Raw genomic sequence first — 24,775 nt, 5'->3', positions numbered from 1 at the left:
CCCGATACCGCCCGTCCTAGCCCAGGAGTTCATCCAGGAATAGGGCGGGCAGCGTCGTTTCGCCGGGTTGACCCGGCGTCGCACGCATTTCGGTGCGCAGCACGCGCAGGATACCGAGCACACCTGGGCCCGCATCCAAAAGCGGCATGGTCCAACCGTGCTCGGCGCAGGTGGCCGCCGCGGGCAGCAGCAGTCCGGTGGCCTCGCCGACCCAGCCGGAGGCGGCCAGACATTCGGCCAGCAACAGTACGGTATCCAATTCAGCACGGGGACGGTGCTGTTCGACCATGCGAGCGTGTAGCGCGCGGGCCCGGCGCACCGCACGATCATCGGCGCGCAGCTGACGTTCGGACAGCAGTGCGCGGATCGCGGCGATCTCCTGCGCCTCCGCCGCCAGCGCCGCCGCACCCGTCATCCGATGGGCCTGATGGATGGTTCCGGAGATATCCGATTCGTATCCGGTCGCGGCGTCGACGGCCAGCCGGGCCCCGGTATCGGTCAGCAGTCCAAGGCGCAGCCGTTCGGCGCGAATATGAGCGGCGAGCCGAATCAGCCTGTTATCGGCGGCGATTCGATCACCTTCGTCGAGTCGGGCGGTGGCGGTGTACAGATCGCCGAGCGCGGCCTTGACCCTGGCACCGACCACGAAGGTGGAAATCAGGAAGTCAACCGGCCCGACCCGGGTGACCAGCTGATGACTGTCATCGAGCAGCCGATCGGCGGTATCCAGATCGCCGCGGCGGTAACTCATTTCCCCGCGCAGCGCCGCAGCGACCCGCACCGCATCCGAGCGCGGTCCCGACTTCTCCCGTGCGGTCTCCCACGCCTGCTGGAAACAACTTGTGGCAGTGGCGATATCGAGCTGTTCATAGGCCGCGGCACCTTTGCCGCACAGTCCGAAAACCGCGCCGAGCGGATCCTTGGATCGGGCGTGATACGGCGCCGCCCATTCCTGGATTTCGCGCGCGCCGTCGAAATCGAATTCGCACAGGCGCACGAAGGAGGTCAGATTCGCGGCGGTCGATACGGTCCAGGCGGGTAGTTCATCGGGCTTCTCCAGACATTCGGTCACCCGGTCGAGCACACCCTCGGTGTGGTCACGGGCGATCTGATCCGAGGCCGCGAGCACCACCGCCTGGCAGTGTTGCCGATCCGCATCGTCATCGGTGGAAGAACCGCGCGCCAGTACATTGGACAATCGGCCCAAGGCCGCGCGCGCCGCGGCGGGTTGCTGCAGATTCACATTCGCCCTGGCCACGGCCATCAGCAGTTTGGAACGCGAAGCCACCTGCTGCACCGGCAGTTTCGATACCGTCCCGAGCAGCGTCGCGACGCGGGACTTATCGATGAGGTCCATGCCGCCGCTCTCGAGCAGATCGAGCGCCATCTTCAGATCCGTCGCCGCGAGTGCGTGATCGACCGACTTGCGCAGCAAATTGTGTTCGGCGTACCAGCGAGCCGCCTTGCGGTGCAATGCCTTCGACTTGCTCGGATCGGCCCGCTCCAACCGTGCCCGCAGATGTTCGGCGAACAGCGGCTGCATCCGGAACCACTCGGGGTCATGAGCAATGCGCCGGACGAACAACTCGCGCTGTTCGGCCTGCTCGAGCATCGATTCACCGTCCGGCTCCTCCGACAACGCCGAGGCCAGCGAACCGCTGACCCGCTCGGTGATCGAGATCGAGGTCAGGAAGTCGAGCATTTTGGGTTCGAGTGCGTCCAGAACGTTTTCGGCGAGATACTCGCGGATACCGTGACTGCCTTCAGCGAGATTCGCGATCAAACGATCCGGATCGACATTGCCGCGCAACGATAAGCTCACCAACTGAACCGCGGCGGGCCAACCGTCGGTGGCCGCGTGGATCTCCTCGATCTGGTTATCGGTGAGCGCGAATCCGTTGCGCTGCACCAGGATTTCCTTTGTCTCCGCACTGGTCAGGCGCAATACCGAGGAGCCGATCTCGATCAATTCATCGTGCACCCGCATCCGACTTGTCGGCAGGCCCGACTGCTCACGACTGGTCACGACGAAGCGCAGATGGTGACATCCGTTCTCCAACAACGCATCCATCACCCGCCGCGCACCCGCATCGCTGACGCGGTGCCAGTCGTCCACGATCACCACCATGGTTGTCCCGCTGGCGTGGATCTCATCGATCAGCGTCGAGATGACATAGGCGACCGCATCAGCGGGCCGCTCCTCGAGCACCTGATCCAAACCCTCACCGATATCCGGGCGGACCCGGCGGATCGCCTGGATGAGGTGGGCCAGGAACCAGATCTCGTTATCGTCGTCCTGGTCGACGCCGAGCCAGGCCACCGGGACCCCGCCATCGACCAGCTCATTGCGCCACTGCGCGGCCACTGTGCTCTTGCCGAATCCGGCTGGTGCGTGGATCACCGCGAGTCGGCGGCGACCACCAGCGCGCAGCGTGTCGAGCAGGCGTGGGCGGGGTACCGGCTCGCGGGCGGGGGTCGGTGGGCGGAATTTCGTCGTCGCCGTCGGGGGCAGTGTCGGCGCGACCGGGGTGGCGTTGGCCGGATGCTGGGATACCGCGGGACGCAATGTCAACGGCCAACTGCGGCGGGCGGTAACCGCCGGTCGCGTTACCGTCACCTCGGCCGCGCTCGGATGTTCGGTCTCCTCCGGCGCCACCACCGAGGTATCCAGCAGCGCCATCTCATCGGGCATCTGATCATGCTCGGCCTGCACCGTGCGCAGCAGCTCCCCGAACTCGAAGGCCGAGGCGGGCCGATTATCCGCATCGGTGTGCATCGCATACTGGATCGCATCGGCGACATCGTCGGGTATGTCGTGGCCGTGCAGATCCGGCACGGGCTGGGTGGTGATCCGCAGGAATTGCGCGACCACCTTCTCCCCCGATTGCCGTTCGAAGGCGGCATGGCCGGTCAGCAGGGCGAACAGCGTCGAGCCGAGGCCGTATACATCGGAGCGGACGGTCGGCTCGTCGCCCTTGAGCACCTCGGGCGCGGTGAAGGCGGGCGAGCCGGTGATCAAACTGCTGGAAGTGCGGAAACCACCCGGAATCCTGGCGATTCCGAAATCCGTCAGTTGTGGTTCGCCGTACGCGCTGAGCAGGACGTTCGCCGGTTTGACGTCCCGATGCAGAATCTGGGCCCGATGCGCGCTCTCGATCGCCCCCGCCAACTTGACCCCGGCCCGCAGCGAATCCGCCCAGGTGAGCGGACCCTGGTCCCGGATCAGCCGTTCGAGCGAACCCCGAGTGCAGAAGGGCATCACGATGAACGGCTGACCGGTCGGGGTGACATCGACCTGCAGGATGTCGACGATATTCGGATGGCCGGACAACCGGCCCATCGCCTGCTCCTCGCGCAGGAATCGTTCCCGGCTCTCGGCATCGATCTCCGAGGAGAGCACCTTGACCGCGACCACGCGATCCAATGCGTACTGGACACAGCGGTACACCACCCCGAACCCGCCCCGGCCGATCTCGACCGCATCCGACAGGCCCATCGCCTCGAGCTCGTCGACGATATCGATGGGCGCATGTCGCTGTGTGTCCGATTCGGCCGAAGTCGATTCGGCGTTTGCCTTGCCCGAACGCATCTGTGGATTCATGTGACCACCTCGAATTCACAACGAATCGGCGTCACCGGCGACCGAGAAACACACGGACATCGGACATCGCGAAACGATCTCACGATGCCCGATAGGTCACGCATACTCCAACGTAGCGCGGTATCAACCCGAGTGGGGGGCTTTCGAAACAGCGTGGTTGCGACCGCCTCAGCGCTCGGCGATGGGCCTGGTCGCGGGATCGTAGAGAAACGAGATCCGCTCCATGACGTTCTTGCGCTGCGTGTTCTGGAATGCGGCGATCAACCAGCGAACGTCTTGGCGAACGACGGTGTAGGTCTGCGTTTTCGACAACTCCTCAGGCTGCTTCGGGTCGCCCTTATAGGTATCGCCGCGGCTGGTGACAACGGCGGTATCCGGGCCGTAGAAGCGGATGCCGAGGATCGAATCGGTGAGTTCGGTGCCCTTCTTGAAGCCCTTGAACAGGGCGCGGTGCCCCTCGACGATATCGGCGCGACCCTGGTAGTAGGTGCCGACGAAGCTGGTGTAGGTGGCGTCCTCGGTGAACAGGGCACCGTAGGCGTCGGCGTCGCCGCGACCCCAGGCGTCGGTGAGTTGGTCGAGCAGATCGCAGATTTCCCGGGCCGACTGCGGTGCGGGCGTGCTGACGGTGGTGCAGGCGGGCGTGCCGAGGTTGTGCACATCCGAGGTCTGGTCCAGCCAGAGGTAACCGCTGCCCGCGGCGATACCAAGGGTGATGGCGGAGGCAGCGAGGACGCGGGAGACGATGCGGCGGTGATTGCGGGGCTCGGGGGCGTTCATAGCGGATCCTTTTGGGGCAGTAGGAGTTCAGCGCTCGGCGGCCGGGCGGGCGGCGGGGGTGGACAGGTAGGTGATTCGCTCCATGAGCTTGTTGCGCTTGGTGTTCTGAAAGGCGGCGATCAGCCAGTGGCCGTCGCGGCGGACCATGGTGTAGGTCTGGGTCTTGGTGAGTTGCTTGGGCTTGCCCTTGTAGGTGTCGCCGTGGCTGTTGACCACGGCGGTATCCGGGCCGTAGAAGCGGATGTCGACGATGTCGTCGGCCAGCCGGGTGCCCTTCAGGACGCTGCCGAACAGGGCGCGATGCGAGGCGACGATATCGGCGCGGCCGCGGTAGAGCGTGCCGAGAAAGCTTGTGTAGGTGGCGTCTTCGGTGAAGACGGTGCCGTATGCGTCGGCATCGCCGCGGCCCCATGCGTCGACCAATTCCGCGAGTACGGCTTCGATCGCCCGGGTGTCATTGCTTGTCATGACGGTCCTCCATGCTAGATTTCTTCTTAGAAGAGCTTTCTTTGTTGAAGAAGCTTCTTCGTTGAAGAAGAGATTAGGAGATGGAGGTATCCGTGTCAACACCGCCGATGCGCAAGGACGCGAGCCAGGTCTACCGCCGCTATCTCAGCGCGGTCATGCTGCACGGACAGGCCGGTGCGCGCGCCGTCGACCTGGGCGCGACAGACCTCTACGCCCTGAACATCCTGGAACTCAACGGCGCCATGACGCCCGGTGAACTGGGCGCCCGCAGCGGCCTGACCACCGGCCCCACCACGCGCCTCATCGATCGCCTCGAAGACGCGGGCTATGTGCGCCGCGTCCCGGTCCCGGGCGACCGTCGCAAGGTCATCGTCGAATTGATCGATAAGCCAGCCGATCTCGATGAAATCCTGGCACCCGCCCGCCGGGCCATCGGCGAAATCATCGGCGGCTATTCACCCGAACAACGCGAAGTGCTCTTCGACTACTTCACTCGGGCCGCCGACGCGTACTACCAAGCCGCCGAAGACCTACGTCCCAGCTGAACTACAACCCGCCGCCGCGTTCTACTGCTGTACAGCCAGCGCCACGATCTGTGTGACCTGCTTATCCGAGAAGTTGTTATCGCTCACCAGAATCAGCGTCCGCTCGCCGGAGGGCAGGCCCGGTCCCCACGTCATGCCCTCGATATTGTCGATGGGATCGAGGCCGACATCGGCGAGGTCGACCAGCAACCGCTTGGTGACCGGTCGGGCGGTGCCGAGCGGAGCATCGAGAATATTGGTCGCACCCTTGGTATCGGCTTCGTAGATTCGGATCTTATTGCCGATGCCGAGCACGTAAGACCGTTCCAAGACAAGGAATCTCGTGGGATCGAGCGGATCGGCGGCCAGGATCGAGGCAATGCCGTTCATACCCTGGCCCGGCTCCGGACTCGACTCCGCGAATACCGGCTCCATCGGGTAGGCGTACTGAGCAAGCAGCGGGCCGAAGCGCGCCTGTACTGTAATCCGAGACGTGGCACCGGTTTTCGCCGTTGCGGCGGGACCGTCCTGCAGCAGCGAACCCTCGACGGAGGTCACGAACAATGTCTCGCCCGCCGCGAAGGTCGCGCCCTCGAGCGCGAGATTCTGACGTGGCCCCGTGGTCGGGAGCATCCGCTCGTTCCGCGGAATCGGGAGTTCGGCGGCGAAAGCGCCATCCCGGTGGGTGATTCGGACCGAGGGGTCGGCGAGCACGGCATCGGTGCGCTCCCCCTCCTGTGTCCAGTAGTAGTCACCGGTCCACGGGTCGACCCGAATCTCCTCTGGGTCCAAGGACTTCGGCGCGTACACCGAGCCGTCCGGAGTGCGCAGCGGGCGGGTCCCGGTGAAGGTCACCGGACCGATGCCGCTATCGTCCACGCCGAATCGCGCGGTATAGAAGCGCGCCGGATCACGCTCGGACCTGTCGTCGCTGATCAGCACGTATTCGCCAGTGCTCGGCTGAAAATCGATACCGGACAGGCCACCGACCGTGGTGCCCCGAAAGTCCGTGTCGAACGGAATGATCTGCTGGCCGAGTAAGCGCACCGGTGCGACGTCGGACGCGACCGGCTGCGGCGCTGCGTTGGCAACCGGGGCAACAGCACATGCGAGCGCGATGGTCGCGACAAGCAGGGACGGTTTACTTCTGACCACAACCAACCACCGTATCGGCGAGGCCGGTCGCCCAGGTTAACGGCATTCGAAAAGGTATGGTCGCTGACCAGGATCAAGGTTCGTTCGCCCGACACCAGGCGCGGCCCCCGGGTCAGCTCTCGGAATGCCGCCAAGTGCTTCCAGATCGGCCATCCGGGCAACCGCTTCGAGGTCGCGGTGTAGCTCGCTCCCGCAACGGCGAAAGCCCGCCACCGCGAAATGCGATGGCGGGCTTGCCGTTAGCGGGTTACCGCGTGACTACTTGCGCAGCGAGGCCGGGACCTCGAAACGCTCGCCGTAGGTCTTGGCGAGGTAGTCGGCGCGCTCGACGAAGGCCGCCTGGCCGCCCGGGTAGCCGACGATGAACTGGTGCACACCCCCGGTCCAGGCCGGGTAGCCGATACCGAAGATCGAGCCGATGTTGGCGTCGGCGGTGGTGGTCAGCACACCCTCGTCGAAGCACTTCTGGGTCTCGATCGCCTCGATGAACAGCATGCGGTCGATCAGATCCTGCAGCGGCACACTGAAACCGGCGGTGCTCTTGAAGTGCTCGCGCAGTCCGGGCCACAGGCCGAGGCGCTTGCCGTCCTCGTCGTACTCGTAGAAACCGGCCTTGCCAAGACGACCCGGGCGACCCTGCTCGACCAGGTAGTCGATGACATCCTGGGCCGGATGCCGCTTCACACCGAGGGTGTTGTCACCCTTCTGGGCGGCCTCGAGGGTTTCCTTGGCGATCTTCTGCATCAGCGTCAGGTTCAGCTCATCCGACAGCTGCAGCGGCGCGGCCGGGTAGCCTGCCTGCAGACCGGCCTGCTCGATGGTCGCGGGCTCGATGCCCTCGTTGAGCATGGCGATCGCCTCGTTGACGAAGGTGCCGATCACGCGCGAGGTGAAGAAGCCGCGGCTGTCGTTGACGACGATCGGAGTCTTCTTGATCGCGAGGGTGTAGTCGAACACCCGGGCCAGCGCCTCATCGGAAGTTTTCTCACCCTTGATGATCTCCACCAGCGGCATCTTGTCGACCGGCGAGAAGAAGTGGATGCCGATGAAGTCCTCCTGGCGCTTCACACCGGTCGCCAGACCGGTGATCGGCAGGGTGGAGGTGTTCGAGCCCAGCAGCGCGTCCGGGGTGACGACGTCCTCGATCTCCTGGAACACCTTGTGCTTGAGCTCGGTGTTCTCGAAGACCGCCTCGATGACGAAGTCGACACCGGCGAAGTCGGCCGCATCCGCGCTCGGCTTGATCCGAGCCAGCAGCGCCTTGGACTTCTCCTCGGTGGTCTTGCCGCGCGAGAGGGCCTTGGCCTCGATCTTCTCGGAGTAGTTCTTGCCGCGCTCGGCCGCCTCGATGGTGACGTCCTTCAGCACGACCTCATAGCCCGCCTTGGCCGAGACGTAGGCGATGCCCGCGCCCATCATGCCCGCGCCGAGCACGCCGACCTTGCGGATCTCCTTCTTCGGAACATCCTTGGGCCGCGAACCGCCGTTGTTGATCGACTGCAGGTCGAAGAAGAACGCCTGGATCATGTTCTTCGCGACCGGGCCGGTCAGCAGCGAGACGAAGTAGCGCGATTCGATCAGCGACGCGTTGTCGATATCGACCTGCGAACCCTCGACCGCGGCCGACATGATGGCGCGCGGCGCGGGCATGTTGGTGCCCTTGAGCTGCTTGCGCAGGTTGGCCGGGAAGGCTGGGAGGTTGGCGGCGAAGGCCGGGCTGGACGGGGTGCCGCCCGGAATCTTGAAGCCCTTCTTGTCCCAGGGCTGCACGCCACCCTCGGGGTTGGCCTTGATCCACGCCTTGGCGGCGGGCACCAGCTCCTCGACCGAGCCGACGACCTCGTTGATCAGGCCGAGTTCCTTGGCCTTGGCCGGACGGTACTTATTGCCCTGCAGCAGGAACTGCATCAGCGCGCCCTGCAGGCCGAACATGCGCACGGTGCGGATGACACCACCACCGGCGGGCAGCAGGCCGAGGGTCGCCTCGGGCAGGCCGAGCTGCACACCGGGCACATCCGCGGCGATACGGTAGTGGGTCGCCAGGGTGATCTCCAGGCCACCGCCGAGCGCGGCACCGTTGATCGCCGAGACGACCGGCTTGCCCAGGGTCTCCAGCCGGCGCAGCGCCGACTTGATGGTGCCGAGCTCCTCCATGAGGGCCTGGCCGTCTTCCGGGCCGACCTTCATCATGTTCTTCAGGTCGCCGCCGGCGAAAAAGGTCTTCTTCGCGGAGGTGATCACCACGCCGGTGATGCTGTCCTTCTCGGCTTCGAGCCGGTCGACGGTGGCGGTCATCGACGTCTTGTACAGCTCGTTCATCGTGTTGGCGCCCTGGTTCGGGTCGTCCATCGTCAAAACGACGATGCCGTCCGAATCCTGCTCCCAACCGATCATGTTGGTCTCGCTCACAGCTCTGTGTCTCCTGTGTCTAATTGGCGGCGTTCGCGGTCCCTACGTGGTTACGCAAGCTACCGCCTCCGGGCCTGCGCGAACGCCGCCGTGAATTCTCGGCTGTCGGTTGGGTTTAGACGCGCTCGATGATCGTGGCGACGCCCATGCCGCCACCGATGCAGAGCGTGATCAGCGCGTAGCGGCCGTTGCGGCGCTCCAGCTCGTCGACCATGGTGCCGGTGATCATCGCGCCGGTGGCACCCAGCGGGTGGCCCATCGCGATGGCACCGCCGTTGACGTTCAGCTTCTCGTCCGGGATCTGCAGATCCTTCTGGAACTTCAGCACCACGGAGGCGAAGGCCTCGTTGATCTCGACCAGGTCGATGTCATCGAGGGTCAGGCCCGCCTTGGCCAGCGCCTTCTTGGCGGCCGGGGTGGGACCGGTCAGCATGATGGTGGAGTCGGCGCCGCTGGTGGCGGTCGCGACGACGCGCGCACGCGGGGTCAGGCCGGAAGCCTTGCCCGCCTCTTCCGTACCGACCAACACCAGCGCGGCGCCGTCGACGATGCCCGAGCTGTTACCGCCGTGGTGGACGTGGTTGATCTTCTCGACGAAGTGGTACTTCTGCAGCGCCACGGCATCGAAGCCGCCCATCTCGCCGACCACGGCGAAGGACGGGTTCAGCTTGGCCAGGTCCTCGGCGGTGGTGCCGGGACGCATGTGCTCGTCGTTGTCGAGGACGACGAGGCCGTTCTGGTCCTTGACCGGAACGATCGACTTGGCGAAGTAGCCGCCGGTGGTCGCCTTGGCAGCGAGCTCCTGCGAGCGCACGGCGTAGGCGTCCACGTCATCGCGGGAGAAGCCCTCGATGGTGGCGATCAGGTCGGCGGAGACACCCTGCGGCACGAAGTAGGTGTCGTAGTTGGTAGCCGGGTCCAGCGCCCACGCGCCACCGTCGGAGCCCATCGGCACGCGGGACATGGACTCCACACCACCGGCGATGACCAGGTCGTCGAAGCCGGATCGGACCTTCTGCGCGGCCAGGTTGACGGCCTCGAGGCCGGAGGCGCAGAAGCGGTTGAGCTGGAAGCCGCCGACGGTGTCGGGCAGGCCGGCCACGGTCACGGCGGTGCGGGCGATATCGGCACCCTGGTCACCCACCGGCGCGACGACACCCAGGATCAGGTCGGAGATCCGGTCCTCGTCGAGGTTCGGGAAACGGCCGCGCAGCTCCTGGATCAGACCAACAGTCAGATCGATCGGCTTGACCGAGTGCAGCGAACCGTTCTTCTTGCCGCGTCCGCGCGGGGTGCGGATGGCCTCGTAAATGTAGGCCTCTGTGGTCATATCGGAGTGTTTCCTTCCTTAAGGGTGCGGCGGCCGAACATTCGTCCGTCCATGCGAGTGACCTCGCCGATCGGTCCGGAGACCGACCGTCCTGACGCTGTACAAAAGTCGACAAGCAGCGGCGATGACGAGTACTCGGTACACGCATGCCTGCGCCTACCATAGAACTTCGCCATACCGCGGCTCGCGGCCACCCGTTCATACTACCGTCGTGTGCGAACTCCGGTTAACTTAACGTCTTGTGAACGCGGGTTGTCAACCGTCGAGACGTGTGGCACCCAGCTCACTTTTGAGCAACTCCAAGGCGACCTCATCCGGGTCGCGCCGATCCCCCGGCGCCACCGGGGTCTGCGATTCGGCCAGCATCTCCTGCTCCTCCTCCGGGGTGGAGGGCGGCGGGACGCGATCGATCGGCGCGTAATCCATTGGGCCGGGGTCATCGGGTAGATCCGGGTAATCGGGTGGCGGAATATCGTCATCGCCGCGGAACGACCGCGGATCGCCACTCGGCGCGGGCCGCTGACCAGCGCCCGCCGCGGGATCGGCGGCCGCCCTGGCCTGACTCGGCCGCGAGAACCGCGGCGGTGCAGGCGTATCCGAACCGCGTCCGGCCGGGTTGCCGGATTCACGTCCCGGCGCATTGGCGGCCTGTTGCCCGCCCTGACCGCGCCCCCGGCTCGTCTTGGGTGCGGCAGCCGCAGGCCGAGGCGCCGCCCCACCCGCCTCCCAGCGCACCGGATGATCACTGCCGAGCACGGCCCGCACCGCCGACCGCACCGCCTCCACATTCCGCGGATCCGACAGCCGCTGCGCCAACGGCGCATGTTGATGCGCGAATACGATCACCTCCCCCTCGATCCGCGCCACCGATGCCCCCGATAACAACGCCTGCACCGTAGGCCCGAACTCCCGAACCTTCGCCCGAATCTCCCCCCAGGCCCCTTCCACCGCCCGCAACAAATCCCCCTGCTGCGCGACGTCCGCACCGCCCTGGTCCGCGCCCCCCTGCGCACCGCCGTGCCGCACGGCACCGCGTCCCTGCTGCTCAGCAGGACCTTGCGCATGTCCCGGCTGCTCGACAGCATCTTGCGCACGCCCCGACTGCTCGACAGCACCTCGCGCACGCCCCGACTGCTCGACAGCACCTCGCGCACGCCCCGACTGCTCGACAGCACCTCGCGCACGCCCCGACTGCTCGACAGCACCTCGCGCACGCCCCGACTGCTCGACAGCACCTCGCGCACGCCCCGACTGCTCGACAGCACCTCGCGCACGCCCCGACTGCTCGACAGCACCTCGCGCACGCCCCGACTGCTCGACAGCACCTCGCGCACGCCCCGACTGCTCGACAGCACCTCGCGCACGCCCCGACTGCTCGACAGCACCTCGCGCACGCCCCGACTGCTCGACAGCATCTTGCGCACGCCCCTGCTCGACAGCATTTTCTGCACGTCCCGGCTGCCCGGCAGTACTTTGGGTACGTTCCGGCTGCTCCGCAGTAGCTTGCACACGTCCGGGCTGCTCCGCAGTACCTTGGGCACGTCCCGGCTGCTCCGCAGCATCTTGCGCGCGCCCCTGCTGCTCAGCAGCATTTTGTGCACGTCCCGGCTGCCCCGCAGCATCTTGCGCGCGCCCCTGCTGCTCAGCAGCATTTTGTGCACGTCCCGGCTGCCCCGCAGCATCTTGCGCACGCCCCTGCTGCTCAGCACGATTTGGACGCCCCTGCCGCTCGGCAGCACCCTGCCGATCCGAGCCAACGCCCGCCGCCGACTCACCGCGTTGCGCCGCCGCACCAGCTCCGACCGGATCCGCGAAATCTCGCTCCGACCGCTGCACCGCAGCGTCGTGGTGCGTTTCGAGACTCGCGCCTGCCCCACTGGTCTGCTCGCTCGCCTGCGCCGGACCGGCCCCGGACGACACGCCACCTGCGGCAGCTTGATCAGGCCACTGATCCGAAATCGACTGCACAGCTTTCGAATTCGACGCCGCCGGCGCGTCTGCGGAATCGGAGTAGTCGCGCTGTCGCGGCTCAGTTGCCTCGGAGACCGCCTGCGCCCCTTCGGTTTCCAGCAATTCGGCGGCAGCCTGCGAGCCCACGGCATCAGCGAATTCGGCTCCACCGGGGCCGGACGCGACCGCTCGATCCGCAGCTTCGACGCCCGAAGACGTAGCGGAAGCCTCCCCCGGAGCGGCATCGGCCGAAGCAGCGGCAGCACCCGGCGAAGCATCGAAGCCTGCTTGTCCTGAGGAGGCCGCGTCGACGGGTGCGCCGCTCGTCCCGGCCGAGGCATCAACTCCGGTCGGATTTGTCGCGCCGAGTTGTCCGGTACTCGCGCCCCGTTCGACGAGTGTGGGATACGCACCCGTCTGCGTCTCGCCGTCCTGCGCCGTCGAATCGCCGGGCACGAAAGCGAATCCGGCCACTGCGTCGCCTTGCCGCGCGTCCGGGCTCCGGCCGACAGCCGAATGCTCGCTGGTGGTCCGATCCTCTGCCGTCGCCGAGGGCTGTGCTGCCACAGCGCTGTGTCCGACCGCCGGATCCTGCGCATCGACAAGGTGCTGGCCGCCGACATCGCCCTGTTCGGCAGCCGCGTTCCGGCGGGCGACAGGATCCTGCCCACCGGTCAGGCTTTCTTGATCGGCAGTCGACCGCACCGCCGCCGCGGCTCGCTCAGCAGGAAGGCTCTGCCCGGGAGCAGCACCTTGCCCGGCGACACCAGCGTGCCCGGCACCAGCCTGCCCGACAGTGCCAGCGTGGCCAGCAGCACCAGCCTGCCCAGCAACGCTCGCAGGGCTCGCGCCAGCGCGGGTGGCGTCTTTTTCGCGGCGGGCGGCGGCGAGGAGTTCCGCGCCTCGGCGGCGGGGAGGTTCGTTGGCCGAACGTGGTGGGGTCGATTGGGCAGGGGCTTCGGGCTCCGCCGGGGCGGAGGGTGCGGTGGCGGGCGGTGCCGCCGCGGTGGCTATGCCGCGTTCGAGGCGCTCCAGGCGTTGCAGGGTTGCGGATTCGGCGTCGGAGACCGATGGGAGGAGCATGCGGGCGCAGACGATCTCGAGCAGCAGGCGGGGGGCGGTGGCGCCGCGCATTTCGCCGAGACCCTCGTGCAGGAGCTCGGCATGCCTGGCCAGCGTGGCCGGGCCGGTGCGTTCGGCCTGTTCACGCATGCGGTCGAGGACATCGCCGGGGCCGGAGACCAGACCACGGTCGGCGGCGTCGGGGACGGCCCGCAGCAGGATCAGGTCGCGCAGGCGTTCCAGGAGGTCGACGGCGAAGCGGCGCGGATCGTGGCCCGCCTCCATGACGCGGTCGATGGTGCCGAACAGAGCGGCGCCATCGCTGGCGGCGAGCGCGTCGATCGCATCGTCGATCAGCGCGACATCGGTGACGCCGAGCAGCGAAACCGCCCGCGAATAGGTGACGCCCTCGGGTCCGGCGCCCGCGAGCAGTTGGTCGAGCACACTCAGGCTGTCGCGCGGCGACCCACCGCCCGCGCGGATCACCAACGGGTACACCGCCTCCTCGACCGGCACCTGCTCCTGCTCGCAGATCTTGCCGAGCAGTCCGCGCATAGTGGCGGGCGGCAGCAGCCGGAACGGGTAGTGGTGCGTGCGGGAGCGGATGGTGGGCAGCACCTTGTCCGGCTCGGTGGTGGCGAAGATGAAGATCAGGTGGGCCGGCGGCTCCTCGACGATCTTGAGCAGCGCATTGAACCCGGCCGTGGTGACCATATGCGCTTCGTCGACGATGAAGACTCGATACCGCGACTCCGCGGGCGCATAGAAGGCCCGGTCACGCAGTTCGCGGGTGTCGTCGACACCGCCGTGACTCGCGGCGTCCAGTTCGATCACATCGAGATTGCCCGGACCGCCCGGTCCGAGCGCGACACAGGAGGGGCAAACGCCGCAGGGTGTCGAGGTGGGGCCCTGTACACAGTTCAACGAGCGCGCGAGGATGCGCGCCGAGGAGGTCTTGCCGCAGCCCCGGGGGCCGGAGAACAAATAGGCATGACTGATGCGACCGGTGTCGAGGGCGGTACTCAGCGGGTCGGTGACGTGCTCCTGACCCACCACTTCAGCGAACGTTGCCGGTCGGTACTTCCGGTACAGAGCCACGGCCAGAGGTTACCGGCGCCCACCGACAAAGCACATTCCCCTCGACCGACAGGCCGGGCGCGGCGCGGTGCCGGGCGTTTCGTGTCATATATGTGATGTAGATCACAAGATGCTAAAACCTTTGTTAGCCCCCACTGATCAGCGGCGAAGGCGGCAATACCGGAGCAATCGAAGATCGAGAACGGATGAACGGCGAATTTTGGCGCCCGTCCAGTGCACTTCGCGCCGATTAGTTGTACTCACGCCCCGGTTCTGGATCCATAAACGGAGATAACGAATCAATCAACCGACATGACATCTACGCAATCGCCTGGCTACCGTGGTGATCGGCAACTTCGGTAGCCAAACCTTCATCAGGTTGGTGGCCCCGGCCGGTCCCTCATCCCGACCGGGGCACAACCTGAAACCCAGAATTCCGGCGCTTTTCGCCGACTCACACCACTTTCACCGGAGGATACTTCCACCGTGCCGTCGTGTGACGACATCGCCGCCGCCTGGCTTTCGAGCACCGATTTCGCCGACGACCATGCCGCCGTCGACCTGCTCAGCCGGGCGATCAGCCCTCAGGACTTCGCGATCAAACGCGATTCGCTACCGGTGGCCGCGGCCGCCGATCCGTCGACCGCCGCCGCCATCCTCGAACTACTAGAACGTGGCCAGGTGCCGACCATGGCGGCGATCCGCACCCTCACGGCGCAGAACGAGATGCGCAGGGAGGCCGAACGCATCGAACGCCTCGGCCGCCGCGCCCAGCGCAGCATCGATGACTTCGGCCGCATACTGGCCCGGCTGTCCGAGGACCACTGGATCGCGCACGGAACCGGTCCCACTCGACGCGATGTGCTGCAGTCCGAACCGGTGATGGCACTGATCCGGGACCGGATCGGCCCGATCGCCCCGACAGCAGTGAAACACCTCTGGTTGATCGAACGCGCACAGCGCGCGGGCTGGATCGCTTCCAATGCCAATCCCGGTTCCCTCTGCGCCGCAAGACGCTTCTACTCCGCGAAGTACGGCAATCGGGTTTCGCTGCGACCGATCAATACCATCGGCACGATCGTGGCGACCTATCTGCGCGACTATCTCGCCGAGAATGACCGTCCGCCGCGCTGGTCCACCCTCGCCCACGACCTGCGCGACGACCGCGGCCGCCGGATCTTCCACGACACCGCCGACGCGCGCATCCAGCGCCGGTGGCTCACCACCGCCGAATGGATGGCCGAACGCGATGACCTGCCGGTGCCAGGGCGACGCGGCCTACGCGCGTTGGCCAAGAAGGCGCGGCGCTGACTGTCTGGGCCGATAAACAGCGACGATGTGAGCATTCGGTAACTTCTTCGCAACGCATTGCGTGGAAGGAGTTACCCCGTGTCCTCAACCATCGATCCCGCGGCCACCGCCTGGCTGCTCATCAGTACGGCACTGGTGCTGATGATGACGCCCGCACTGGCCATTTTCTACGGCGGGATGGTGCGCTCGACCGGCGTACTCAACATGCTGATGATGAATTTCATCGCGATCCCGCTGGTAACCGTGGTGTGGCTGGTGGCCGGTTACAGCCTGGCATTCGGCAAGGACGCGGGTGGCGGTCTGATCGGGAATCTCGACCACGTCGGGATGGCGGGCATTGATCCGAATTCCGTCCACGGCACGATTCCGGAACTGCTGTTCGCCACCTTTCAGCTGACCTTCGCGATCCTGACCGCGGCACTGGTCAGCGGCGCGATCGCGGACCGCGCGAAATTCGCGGGCTGGATGGTCTTCGTACCGCTGTGGGCACTTGTGGTCTATGTACCGATCGCGCACTGGGTGTGGGGTCCGGACGGCTGGCTGGCCTCCTTCGGCGCGCTCGACTACGCCGGTGGCATGGTCGTGGAGATCGCCTCCGGCGCCTCCGCGCTGGCTCTGGCCCTCGTGCTTGGACCGCGCATCGGCTTCAAGACCGATGCGATGCGTCCACACAATCTGCCGTTCGTGCTGCTCGGTGCGGGTCTGCTGTGGTTCGGCTGGTTCGGTTTCAATGCCGGGTCGGCCCTGACCGCGAATGGTATTGCGGCAGCGGTATTCCTGAACACTCTGGTGGCAGGCTGTCTTGGCATGCTCGGCTGGCTCGCGGTCGAGCAGATCCGCGACGGTCGGCCGACCACCTTCGGTGCGGCCTCGGGTGTGGTGGCCGGTCTGGTCGCGATTACGCCTTCGTGCGGTTCGGTGAATATGCTCGGCGCGCTCATTGTCGGTCTAGCGGCCGGTGTGGTGTGTTCCTTCGCGGTCGGCTGGAAGTTCAAAGCGGGCTATGACGATTCGCTCGATGTGGTCGGTGTGCACTTCGTCGGCGGTATCGTCGGCACGCTGCTGATCGGACTCCTGGCCAACCAGGTGATGACCGGGGGTGTCGAGGGTCTGTTCTACGGCGGCGGACTCGCGCAGTTCGGCAAGCAGTTGGTCGGCGTGCTGGTGGTCGCGGTGTATGCCTTCGCCATCTCGTTCGCACTCGGCAAGACCATCGACCGGTTCCTCGGATTCCGGGTCAGCAAGGAAGACGAGATCGCGGGCATCGACTCTGTGCTGCATGCGGAGACCGCGTATGCCGAAGGCGTGCACGGACATGCGCCGCGGCGCTTCGGTGAGGGGCACTTCGGGCACCCGCACGGTGACGATCACTGATACGAACACCAACAGCGCCACAGCACTTTACTGAGCCCGAGGTCACGACGCGGCCGACGGCATAACTACGCGACTTGGTCCGCCGATGCCAGCCAGGTGTTGCACTGGGATGTCCGATCGGCCTTGTAGCCCTGCGTGAACCAGTCCCCGGCGTTCTGCCCGGTGCCATGATCGCGCGCGTCACCCTGCTTGTCGCCGCGCCCATACGTGTCCTTCGTGGCACGGGCCCCTTGCGCATCGGAAAAGGCACCATCGTAGACCGATGTGCCGACGTACATTCCGGAGAAACACTGCGCTTGCAACTCCATGCGGCGTGACAGCTCCAGCCCGCGCGCGCTGCGGGTGCCCGCCGCGCTGCGTTCGGTGTTCATCTGCTGTGTCATCCCCGAGATCGCCTGCACGTGATGGCCGTACTCGTGCGCGAAGACCGCCAAGTAGATCACCACATCATTGCCATACTTCTCGGCCTGGATGTGATCGAGCGGCATGTAGATCGTATGGTTCGCAGAACAGTAGAACGCCGCATAGTTGCCACCGGATGAGGTACACGGCGACGACTCGTCCTGTGCTCGGGCGGGCGCCCGAACATTCGGGCTGGAGAACGGCAGATTCGACCCCTGCACAGCGGGCCGCCACTTCTTGTCCAGACAAGCCGCTGCGGCCTCGAAGAACCGTTGGGCCGCGGCGGCCGTAGCGGCCCAGGACGGATAATCGCAGTCGATATTGATCAGCCCGTTGTCGGTATCGCTGAACAGCGGATTGTCCCCGAGCTTCGCGACCGGTTGCGGCCCGGCCGGTTTCGTCGTGGTCGGCGCGGCGGCGCGGCTGGTGGCCGCCGCGGCGGGCGATGTCGGGATTGGCGAGGAGGTCGACGATGAAGTCGGCGGAGTGTAGGTGTAGCTCGGCGTCGGCGGGGTGTAGGTCGACGGACGGTTGCGCTTCTTCTCGTTATCGGCCGAAATCGCCGATGAGACAAAGAGTCCAGCGACCACGACGATGACCGTCAGCACACCGAACAGGGCACTGAGCCCAGCACCCGAACTCCTGCGTCGCGGCGGGTACGGACGCGGCGGATAACCCGGCCGCTGATACGGCATCGGCGGACCGTACGGCGCCGCATAGGGGGAAGGATATCCGGGCGGATAGCCCTGTGGCGGACCATATCCCGGCGGTTGCTGATATCCGGGAGCGGTTTGATATCCCGGAGCAGATGGAAATCCGGGTGCGGGCTGATGCCCAGGCGCTGAGTGATGCCCAGGCACGGACTGATGACCGGGCGCGGACTGATATCCAGGTGCGGACTCCTGCCCAGGCCCGGGTTGATGACCGGGCGCGGGTTGATGACCGGGCGGCGGCTGATATCCGGGCGACGAACCATAGCCGTGAGGCGGCCGCGTCATCTACTCACGACACCGAATTGGCCGACGCGGTGAACGTATTGCACTGTGCAGCACGGTCTTTGTCCACCCCGATCTCGAACCATGTGCCGCCATTTTCCGCCGTCCCATGATCGCGCATATCGCCGCGCTGGTCGCCGCGGCCGTGTGCGTCGCGGCGCGCGAGGGTGATCTGCGACGTGGTCAGCGAACCGCCATTGGACGAGGAGCCGAGGTACATGCCGTCGAAGCAGTTGGCCTGCAACTCGATTCGGCGCGAGAGCTCCAAACCGCGGTCGCTGCGTACGCCCGCGTCGACGCGATCGCTATTGGCCTTGCGCAGGATTCCGGCCATCGCCTGTACGTGGTGGCCGTATTCGTGGGCGAAGACCGACAGATAGACGATCCAGTTGTCCTTGAACAGCTCGGTCTGCAACTGGCTGATCGGCATGTAGATCGTCTTGTTCGCCGGGCAGTAGAAAGCAGCGAAATTACTGGTGGAGCCGGTGCACGGGGTGGTGATGCCGTCCGTGGTCGCGCTGACATTCAGCGTCGGCGACTGGAATGGCAGATTCTTCTGTGCCAGTACGGGTTTCCACGCCGATTCCAGGCAGGCCGCGGCGGTCTCGAAGAACTTGCGCGCGGTGTCCACCTGGGTGCTCCACGTCGAGTACGAGCACTTCGCCGGGATCAAGGTGGTGTTCGGATCGGTCAGCAGCGGGTTGGTTCCGGTCTCCGATACGCCCCCATTCGAATCCGGGGCGTAGGTCATGCTCGGGCCGGGTCCGGAGGAAGTGCTGCTGTGCCTGCCGTGCGAAATCGCGCCGCGCACCAGGCCACCCACGACCACGACCACAATGATCAACAGCAACGCGATCCATCCGCCGCCGCTCTTGCGCTGCTGCGGTGGACGTCCAGGCGGACCGTAGGGCATCGGCGCGCGCTGTCCGTATCCGTGCACTGGATAACCGGGCTGCTGGCCATAACCCGGCGGTGGACCATAACCGGGCTGTCCGTAGCCGGACGGATAACCCGGCTGCTGGCCGTAGCCGGGCTGCCCATATCCCGGCGCGGGACGATATACGGGCTGGCCATATGGCGCACCGGGGCGCGGCGGAACCGGCCCATAGCCGTACGGTGGTTGGGTCATGTCCCCCGTACCCCCTCGTCTCATGATCGCCGACCGTGTTGAATTTGCGGCGCTCCCGGGGCCCTTCGTGGTTACGCTGCGCTACCGCCTGCGGACCCGTCGCTCGCGCCGGGCTGCTGACGCAGCTTAGCAACTTGTCTAGAGTAGGCAGCCATGCTGACTTTACGGGGGGGCGCCGCGAGCGCGCTGCTTCTCGCCGCTGCGGGAATGCTGGCCGCCGCACCGCTTGCCCACACGGAGCCCGCAACCGATGGCGTCGAGATTGTCGCGGATCTGAAGCTGAGCCGCGAGGGTGTGCTCGAGGTCACCGAGAGGGTGACCGTCCCCGCCGATAGCGGCTTCAAAATGACACTGCCGCTGCGCCTCAAGGTCGGCAACGACGTCGAACGCGTCTTCAAGGTCACCGATGTCGATACCAAGGGCACCGGCACCGCGACGGTGGCGAACGATCTGTTCACTATCGATGCCAAGCCGGGTGAATCGACCTTCACCTACGCGATCCACAACACGGTCAGCGACGCGCCGGGCACCCAGGTCTTCCGCTGGCTCGGCACCATCAACGCCGATGTCGCATCGATCGATGCGTCCCTGATCAGCCCGAGCTACGAAATGGGTGTGGTCGACTGCAAATTGGGTCCGCCCGGCAATCTGCGGCAGTGCTCGGATCTGCAGATCGAGGCGGACGGGGTGCTCTACTGGCGCCAGACCGACCTACGCAAGGGCGACAATATCGACCTGACCTTGCAAATGCCGCCCGGCACGGTGCCCGCCAATGCCGATATTCGCGATAACAACGAGGCGGGTGCCTTCTCCTTCACGACCCCGGTGCTCGTCGCATTCGGTGTACTGCTGCTCGCACTGGCCGCAATGGCTGCCTACGTGCTCATGACAAGGCGGGAAAATGCCGCTGCCACAGCCGGTTCGGAGACGATCGATCCGCTGCTGCGCGACGGTAAGCAGGTGCAGTTCACCTCTCCGGACGGCATTCTGCCCGGCGAGGCAGGCGTATTGCTCGACGAACATGCCGATCCGAGCGATATCGCGGCGACGGTGATCGACCTCGCCGTGCGCCGGTACATCTGGATCACGCCGGTCAGCGATACCGATTGGCGCATCGACCGGGTGAACGCGCCCGATGACCAACTGCGCGATTACGAGAAGGCGGTCTACCGCGCGCTGCTGCCGGACGGCACCGATTCGGTGACCGTCGGTGAATTGCGTGCGCCGGGCCGCGTGCAGTCCCAAACTGTGCGCAGCGCAATGCTCGCCGATGCGGTCGAGCGCGGCGCCTTCATCGACCGAGCCCGCATCGGATTGCCGATCCTGTTGGGTGGGGCACTGATCGTCGGCGGAATCGCCGCGACCGTCACCTTGGCGCTCACTTCGGGCAGTGCCCTGGTCGGCGTCGCCATCCTGCTCGCCGGTGTCGCGACCGTGCTGCTGCCGCGATTCCTACCGGTCCGCACCGCCCAGGGCCGCGAACTCGTCGGCAGGATCCGCGCACTCCAGCGTGGCCTGGACGCGACTACCCGCGACCAGATCCCGCCCGCCGACCAGGAATTGGTCTTCTCGCGTGCGCTGCCGTTCATGGTGATCGGCGGCCGCGCCGACAACTGGATCCGCGCCTTCCGCGACCTGAATCTCGCGGCCGATTCCCAACCCGGCCTCTACTGGTTCGGCACCTTCGAACGCGACCGCAACCTGCAACGTTTCGCCGGCCACTTCCCCTACTTCATCACCGCCCTCGAAGGTCTTTTCACCTAAGGTGGGCAGCCCATCGACGGTAGTCATATGGTGGCGCGACACCCCGCCCCAACCACCATATGACTACTGGCGCCAATGAAGTCCCTGCAACACAACAGCAGTCGGTCCGAGTGTCGATACGGCACACGACGTGGCCACGACGGTCGGGCAACCATTCGACAGCAATTGACGGGACTGCCGAGGCGGGGAGTCTGTGCAGGACAACAGGAACCGCCTCGGCCACCAACCCGCCGCGCGGGACCACTTACGTTGTCATGCGCGGGGCTACTCTGCGAGCATCGTGCGGCGGATGGCGGAGAGCGGATCGGCGTAGATGGCGCTCAGTGAGGTGACCACCGCGGCGAATTCCTGCACCTTGCCACCGAATCCGCTGATGCGGATATCGGTCGGTGGGAGTTGGGAGGATTGGGTGAAGGCGCGGGCGACATGGGCGACGGCGGGGCGGTAGCCGGTGAAGGCCTGGCCACCGAGGATCACCCGGTCCGGATTGAGCATGTCCCGGACCATCGCCACGGTATGGCCGAGAATGGTGGCGCGCTCGGCGAGCAACTCCTGTGCATCCGCCGCACCTGCCTCGGCGGCGCGGTACAGGTCGGCGATGGTGGTGCCGCCGGTGCCTTTGTGCGCCGGAATGATCCCGCGCCCAACGGCTCTGGCGTGCAGCGACCGATCACCGACGGTCACCTCGAGGCAGCCGCGCCGTCCGCAGGTGCATTCGACATCGGAGCCGGTCGGGAAGTGCGCGATCGAGCCGGGGCCGCTGCTGGGAGTATGCACCCGGCCGTCCAAAGTCACGGCGATACCGGCGGTTTCGCGAACGTAGAAGTACAGGCTGCTGCCCGGGCCGCCGATACCACGCGGTTCGCCGGTCGGCAACAGCAGCTCCGACGCCGCCATCGCCTCGACGTGCGGCGCCACCGAAACCGGCAGCTCGAGCACCTCGCCGAGCACCGAACCGACCTGCGCGCCTTGCCAAGCCAACTTGGGATGATCGACCACACCGGTGGCGGCATCGACCCGGCCACCGATCGCCACACCGGCCCAGAGCGGCTTGCGCCGGTGCCAGCGCTGCAGGAAGGCCTTGGCGCTGCGCGCGACGGTCGTGGTCGCGAAGTCCTGACCGGTCTGCGGCGTCGCGATGGCCAGCCCGCCGAGGATGCGCCCGCGCAGATCGGCCGCGACGATCTTGGTGACCGCGGCGCCGATGTGGATGCCGAGGGTCAGATAGGCCTCGTGGTCCATTTCGAACGGAACTCGCGGACGTCCAACCGCACCCGACGCGGTCAGGTCGGGGCGTTCGCGCAGTAGCCCGGCGGCCAACAGTGCGGATACCTGGCGGTTGACCGTGGCGATGCTCAAACCCGTTGTGCGCGCGGCATTGTCACGGGACACCGGACCGCCAATCGCGGTACGTAGCACGGCTGCTGCTGGATTGTCGGCGATGCGGAGTTCCGGCGCGACGACAGGGCGCTGGACACGGACACGACCAGTTACGACCCTGGAGGCGGATCGATCAAGGGTGAGGGACATATGAAGATTCCTTGCTGAAGTCCCGTACCACGGGACATGCCTACACGTGCGGCGGCTGGGCAGCGCACGAGCCGAAAGAGCGGCTCAGCTGCAGCAGGAACAACACAGTTCGCGAGTCAACGGCAGTCGCAGACCCAGTGCGGCGGTCACATAGGTGACCCGCAGTGCGGTCGGACGGCTCGAAGACATGGGATCAAAGTTAACACCGAAATCGCGGTGTACCAAGCCCTGCCAGCGGCGCGCGACCTCGCCGAATGCGTGATTCGCATCGAAATCCTTGCCGCGCAGCATGTTCCGATCAAGCTGTGGCCCAGCGCACGATATGCCCGAAAACGCCGAATGGGGGTCGCATTTTGGCGACCCCCATGGGGTGACTGGCTCGCCCGATCCCGGGCTGTTCGGTTACGCCGTTTCCGCGACCAACTGACGACGGGCCAGCAGTGCGGTGGCCGAGGCGATCAGCCCGACCAGCGCGACCACGGTGACAAGGTACAGACCCGGCCGGTACTGCCCGATGCTGGTGGCGGCGCCACCGCTGATCAGCCCGGTGACGACGGCGAGCACCACCGCGCCACCGATCTGACCGGAGGTCTGCACCAGCCCGGAGGCCAACCCCTGCTCGTGGTCGGCGATGCCCTCGGTGGCCTGCACCATGACCGACGAGAAGCCGAGTGCGAAGCCCAGGCCGAGCAACAGGAACGCGGGCAGGTAGTCCACGGCGTAGGTCGGGTCGGCGCTACCGCCGAAGGAGATGAACCAGACGTACCCGATCACGAACGAGGTCATCGAGGCGATGATCATCGGTGTGGTGCCATAGCGGTCGATCAGCTTGCCCGCGACCGGCGACAGGATCGCCACGATAACGCCCGTCGGAGCCAGGGCCAGCGCCATCTTCAGCGGTTCCCAACCCAAGGTGTTCTGCAGGTACAGCGACACGATCGTCTGGAAGCTGATGTAGGAGCCGAAGATGGCCAGCGCGGCCAGATTCGCCCGGACGATCGACTTCACCTTGAAGATACTCAGCCGCACCAGCGGGTGGGCCACTTTGTTCTCGACCACGAAGAACGCGCTCAGCAGGGCGACGGCGATTACCGTGGTCGCGACAACCGTTGCGGTGAGGCCCTTTTCAGGTGCGGTGACGATGGTGTAGACGGCGGCCAGCATGCCACCGGTCAACAGTGCGGCACCTGCGAAGTCGATGCGACCCTGCTCCTTCTCGATGTTGCGCGGCACCACGAGGTAAGCGGTGAGCACCACGGCCGCGACGACCAGCACCGGGACGTAGAAGGTCAGCCGCCAGTCGATGCCGGTGAGCAGGCCGGAAACGATCAGGCCGGAGGCGTAACCGGTGGCGCCGAAGACGGTGAAGATCGACAGTGCGCGGTTGCGGTCGCGGCCTTCCTTGAAGGTGGTGGTGATGATCGAGAGCGCGGCGGGTGCGGTGAATGCGGCGGCGACGCCCTTGATGATGCGACTGGCGATCAACAGCGCACCGTCATCGACCAGACCGCCCGCGAGCGAAGCGAGTCCGAAAACCACCAGGGCGGTGAGAAATACCTGGCGACGGCCGAGCAGGTCGGCGGCTCGGCCACCGAGCAACAGCAGGCCGCCGTAGCCGAGGATGTAGCCGTTGACGATCCATTGCAGGCTCTCGGTATCGAGTCCCAGTTCGGATCCGATGGACGGCAGCGCGACGCCGACCATCGAGACATCGAGTGCGTCGAGGAACATCGCCAGACCAGCGACGAAAAGCACGGCCCACAACTTCGGGCCCCAACGGCCCGGGGTGTGGTCGGTAGATGCGGCGATCCGGGTGTCGGGTGGGGTAGCTGTCATAGTCACGTTCGGTAATTTAGATGCACACGCATTAAATGTCAACGCAAGTAATGCGCGGACATGAAAGGGCTGGTCGCG

General features: G+C 66.0%; 14 protein-coding genes and 1 pseudogene. 4 read left to right on the top strand and 11 right to left on the bottom strand.

What is annotated here, in order from left to right; translation table 11 throughout:
• Positions 1-16 precede the first annotated feature (16 nt).
• The 3 genes from ACQP2U_RS01845 to ACQP2U_RS01835 all read right to left on the bottom strand — a co-directional run bounded on the left by ACQP2U_RS01845 (position 17) and on the right by ACQP2U_RS01835 (position 4,849).
• Positions 17-3,601 carry a protein kinase domain-containing protein gene (locus ACQP2U_RS01845; protein ID WP_433713082.1) on the bottom strand — a complete coding sequence of 1,195 codons (3,585 nt, stop codon included), beginning with the start codon at positions 3,599-3,601 and terminating at the stop codon, positions 17-19.
• Between the two features lie 168 nt (positions 3,602-3,769).
• Entirely contained in the window at positions 3,770-4,381 is a 612-nt protein-coding gene (locus ACQP2U_RS01840; protein WP_433713081.1) for an SgcJ/EcaC family oxidoreductase, read from the bottom strand.
• A gap of 27 nt (positions 4,382-4,408) precedes the next feature.
• The gene (locus ACQP2U_RS01835; protein WP_433713080.1) at positions 4,409-4,849 is read right to left on the bottom strand and encodes an SgcJ/EcaC family oxidoreductase; all 441 of its coding nucleotides are present in this window, start codon (positions 4,847-4,849) and stop codon (positions 4,409-4,411) included.
• A gap of 92 nt (positions 4,850-4,941) precedes the next feature.
• Here ACQP2U_RS01835 and ACQP2U_RS01830 point away from each other — a divergent pair, with 92 nt between their 5' ends.
• Positions 4,942-5,394 (top strand): MarR family winged helix-turn-helix transcriptional regulator, encoded by a 453-nt coding sequence (locus ACQP2U_RS01830; RefSeq protein WP_433713079.1) that lies wholly within the window; start codon positions 4,942-4,944, stop codon positions 5,392-5,394.
• A 21-nt stretch (positions 5,395-5,415) separates the two neighbouring features.
• On the opposite strand, the gene ACQP2U_RS01825 is transcribed toward ACQP2U_RS01830, so the two are convergent.
• The 4 genes and pseudogenes from ACQP2U_RS01825 to ACQP2U_RS01810 form a co-directional block, all read right to left on the bottom strand.
• A complete protein-coding gene (locus ACQP2U_RS01825) occupies positions 5,416-6,528 on the bottom strand; it encodes an esterase-like activity of phytase family protein (protein WP_433713077.1) in 1,113 nt (370 codons plus the stop codon).
• Positions 6,529-6,786: 258 nt separating this feature from the next.
• Positions 6,787-8,937 carry a 3-hydroxyacyl-CoA dehydrogenase NAD-binding domain-containing protein gene (locus tag ACQP2U_RS01820; protein WP_433713076.1) on the bottom strand — a complete coding sequence of 717 codons (2,151 nt, stop codon included), beginning with the start codon at positions 8,935-8,937 and terminating at the stop codon, positions 6,787-6,789.
• 115 nt (positions 8,938-9,052) lie between these two features.
• Positions 9,053-10,267 (bottom strand): acetyl-CoA C-acetyltransferase, encoded by a 1,215-nt coding sequence (locus ACQP2U_RS01815; RefSeq protein ID WP_433713075.1) that lies wholly within the window; start codon positions 10,265-10,267, stop codon positions 9,053-9,055.
• Positions 10,268-12,757: 2,490 nt separating this feature from the next.
• Positions 12,758-14,377, bottom strand: a pseudogene (locus ACQP2U_RS01810) (DNA polymerase III subunit gamma and tau); the annotation flags it as partial.
• A gap of 465 nt (positions 14,378-14,842) precedes the next feature.
• On the opposite strand from ACQP2U_RS01810, the gene ACQP2U_RS01805 reads away from it, so the two are divergent.
• Both ACQP2U_RS01805 and ACQP2U_RS01800 read left to right on the top strand, forming a co-directional pair.
• Entirely contained in the window at positions 14,843-15,667 is an 825-nt protein-coding gene (locus tag ACQP2U_RS01805; protein ID WP_433713073.1) for a hypothetical protein, read from the top strand.
• Between the two features lie 78 nt (positions 15,668-15,745).
• A complete protein-coding gene (locus ACQP2U_RS01800) occupies positions 15,746-17,041 on the top strand; it encodes an ammonium transporter (protein ID WP_433713072.1) in 1,296 nt (431 codons plus the stop codon).
• 65 nt (positions 17,042-17,106) lie between these two features.
• Here the strand turns inward: ACQP2U_RS01800 and ACQP2U_RS01795 are convergent, their stop codons facing one another.
• The gene (locus ACQP2U_RS01795) at positions 17,107-18,138 is read right to left on the bottom strand and encodes a neutral zinc metallopeptidase (RefSeq protein ID WP_433713071.1); all 1,032 of its coding nucleotides are present in this window, start codon (positions 18,136-18,138) and stop codon (positions 17,107-17,109) included.
• A gap of 307 nt (positions 18,139-18,445) precedes the next feature.
• The gene (locus ACQP2U_RS01790) at positions 18,446-19,567 is read right to left on the bottom strand and encodes a neutral zinc metallopeptidase (protein ID WP_433713070.1); all 1,122 of its coding nucleotides are present in this window, start codon (positions 19,565-19,567) and stop codon (positions 18,446-18,448) included.
• 153 nt (positions 19,568-19,720) lie between these two features.
• Between ACQP2U_RS01790 and ACQP2U_RS01785 the strand changes: the two genes are divergently transcribed.
• Positions 19,721-21,331 (top strand): DUF2207 family protein, encoded by a 1,611-nt coding sequence (locus ACQP2U_RS01785; protein WP_433713069.1) that lies wholly within the window; start codon positions 19,721-19,723, stop codon positions 21,329-21,331.
• A 264-nt stretch (positions 21,332-21,595) separates the two neighbouring features.
• On the opposite strand, the gene ACQP2U_RS01780 is transcribed toward ACQP2U_RS01785, so the two are convergent.
• Complete coding sequence (locus ACQP2U_RS01780; RefSeq protein WP_433713068.1) at positions 21,596-22,861, bottom strand: ROK family protein; 1,266 nt, start codon at positions 22,859-22,861, stop codon at positions 21,596-21,598.
• A 402-nt stretch (positions 22,862-23,263) separates the two neighbouring features.
• Positions 23,264-24,697, bottom strand: coding sequence for an MFS transporter (locus ACQP2U_RS01775; protein ID WP_433716329.1), 1,434 nt, complete (start codon positions 24,695-24,697; stop codon positions 23,264-23,266).
• Positions 24,698-24,775 lie beyond the last annotated feature (78 nt).

The sequence above is a fragment of the Nocardia sp. CA-084685 genome, from assembly GCF_050955785.1.
Classification (GTDB): domain Bacteria; phylum Actinomycetota; class Actinomycetes; order Mycobacteriales; family Mycobacteriaceae; genus Nocardia.
Note: the sequence above shows the minus strand (reverse complement) of the source record. Positions and strands in the feature narration are given on the sequence as shown.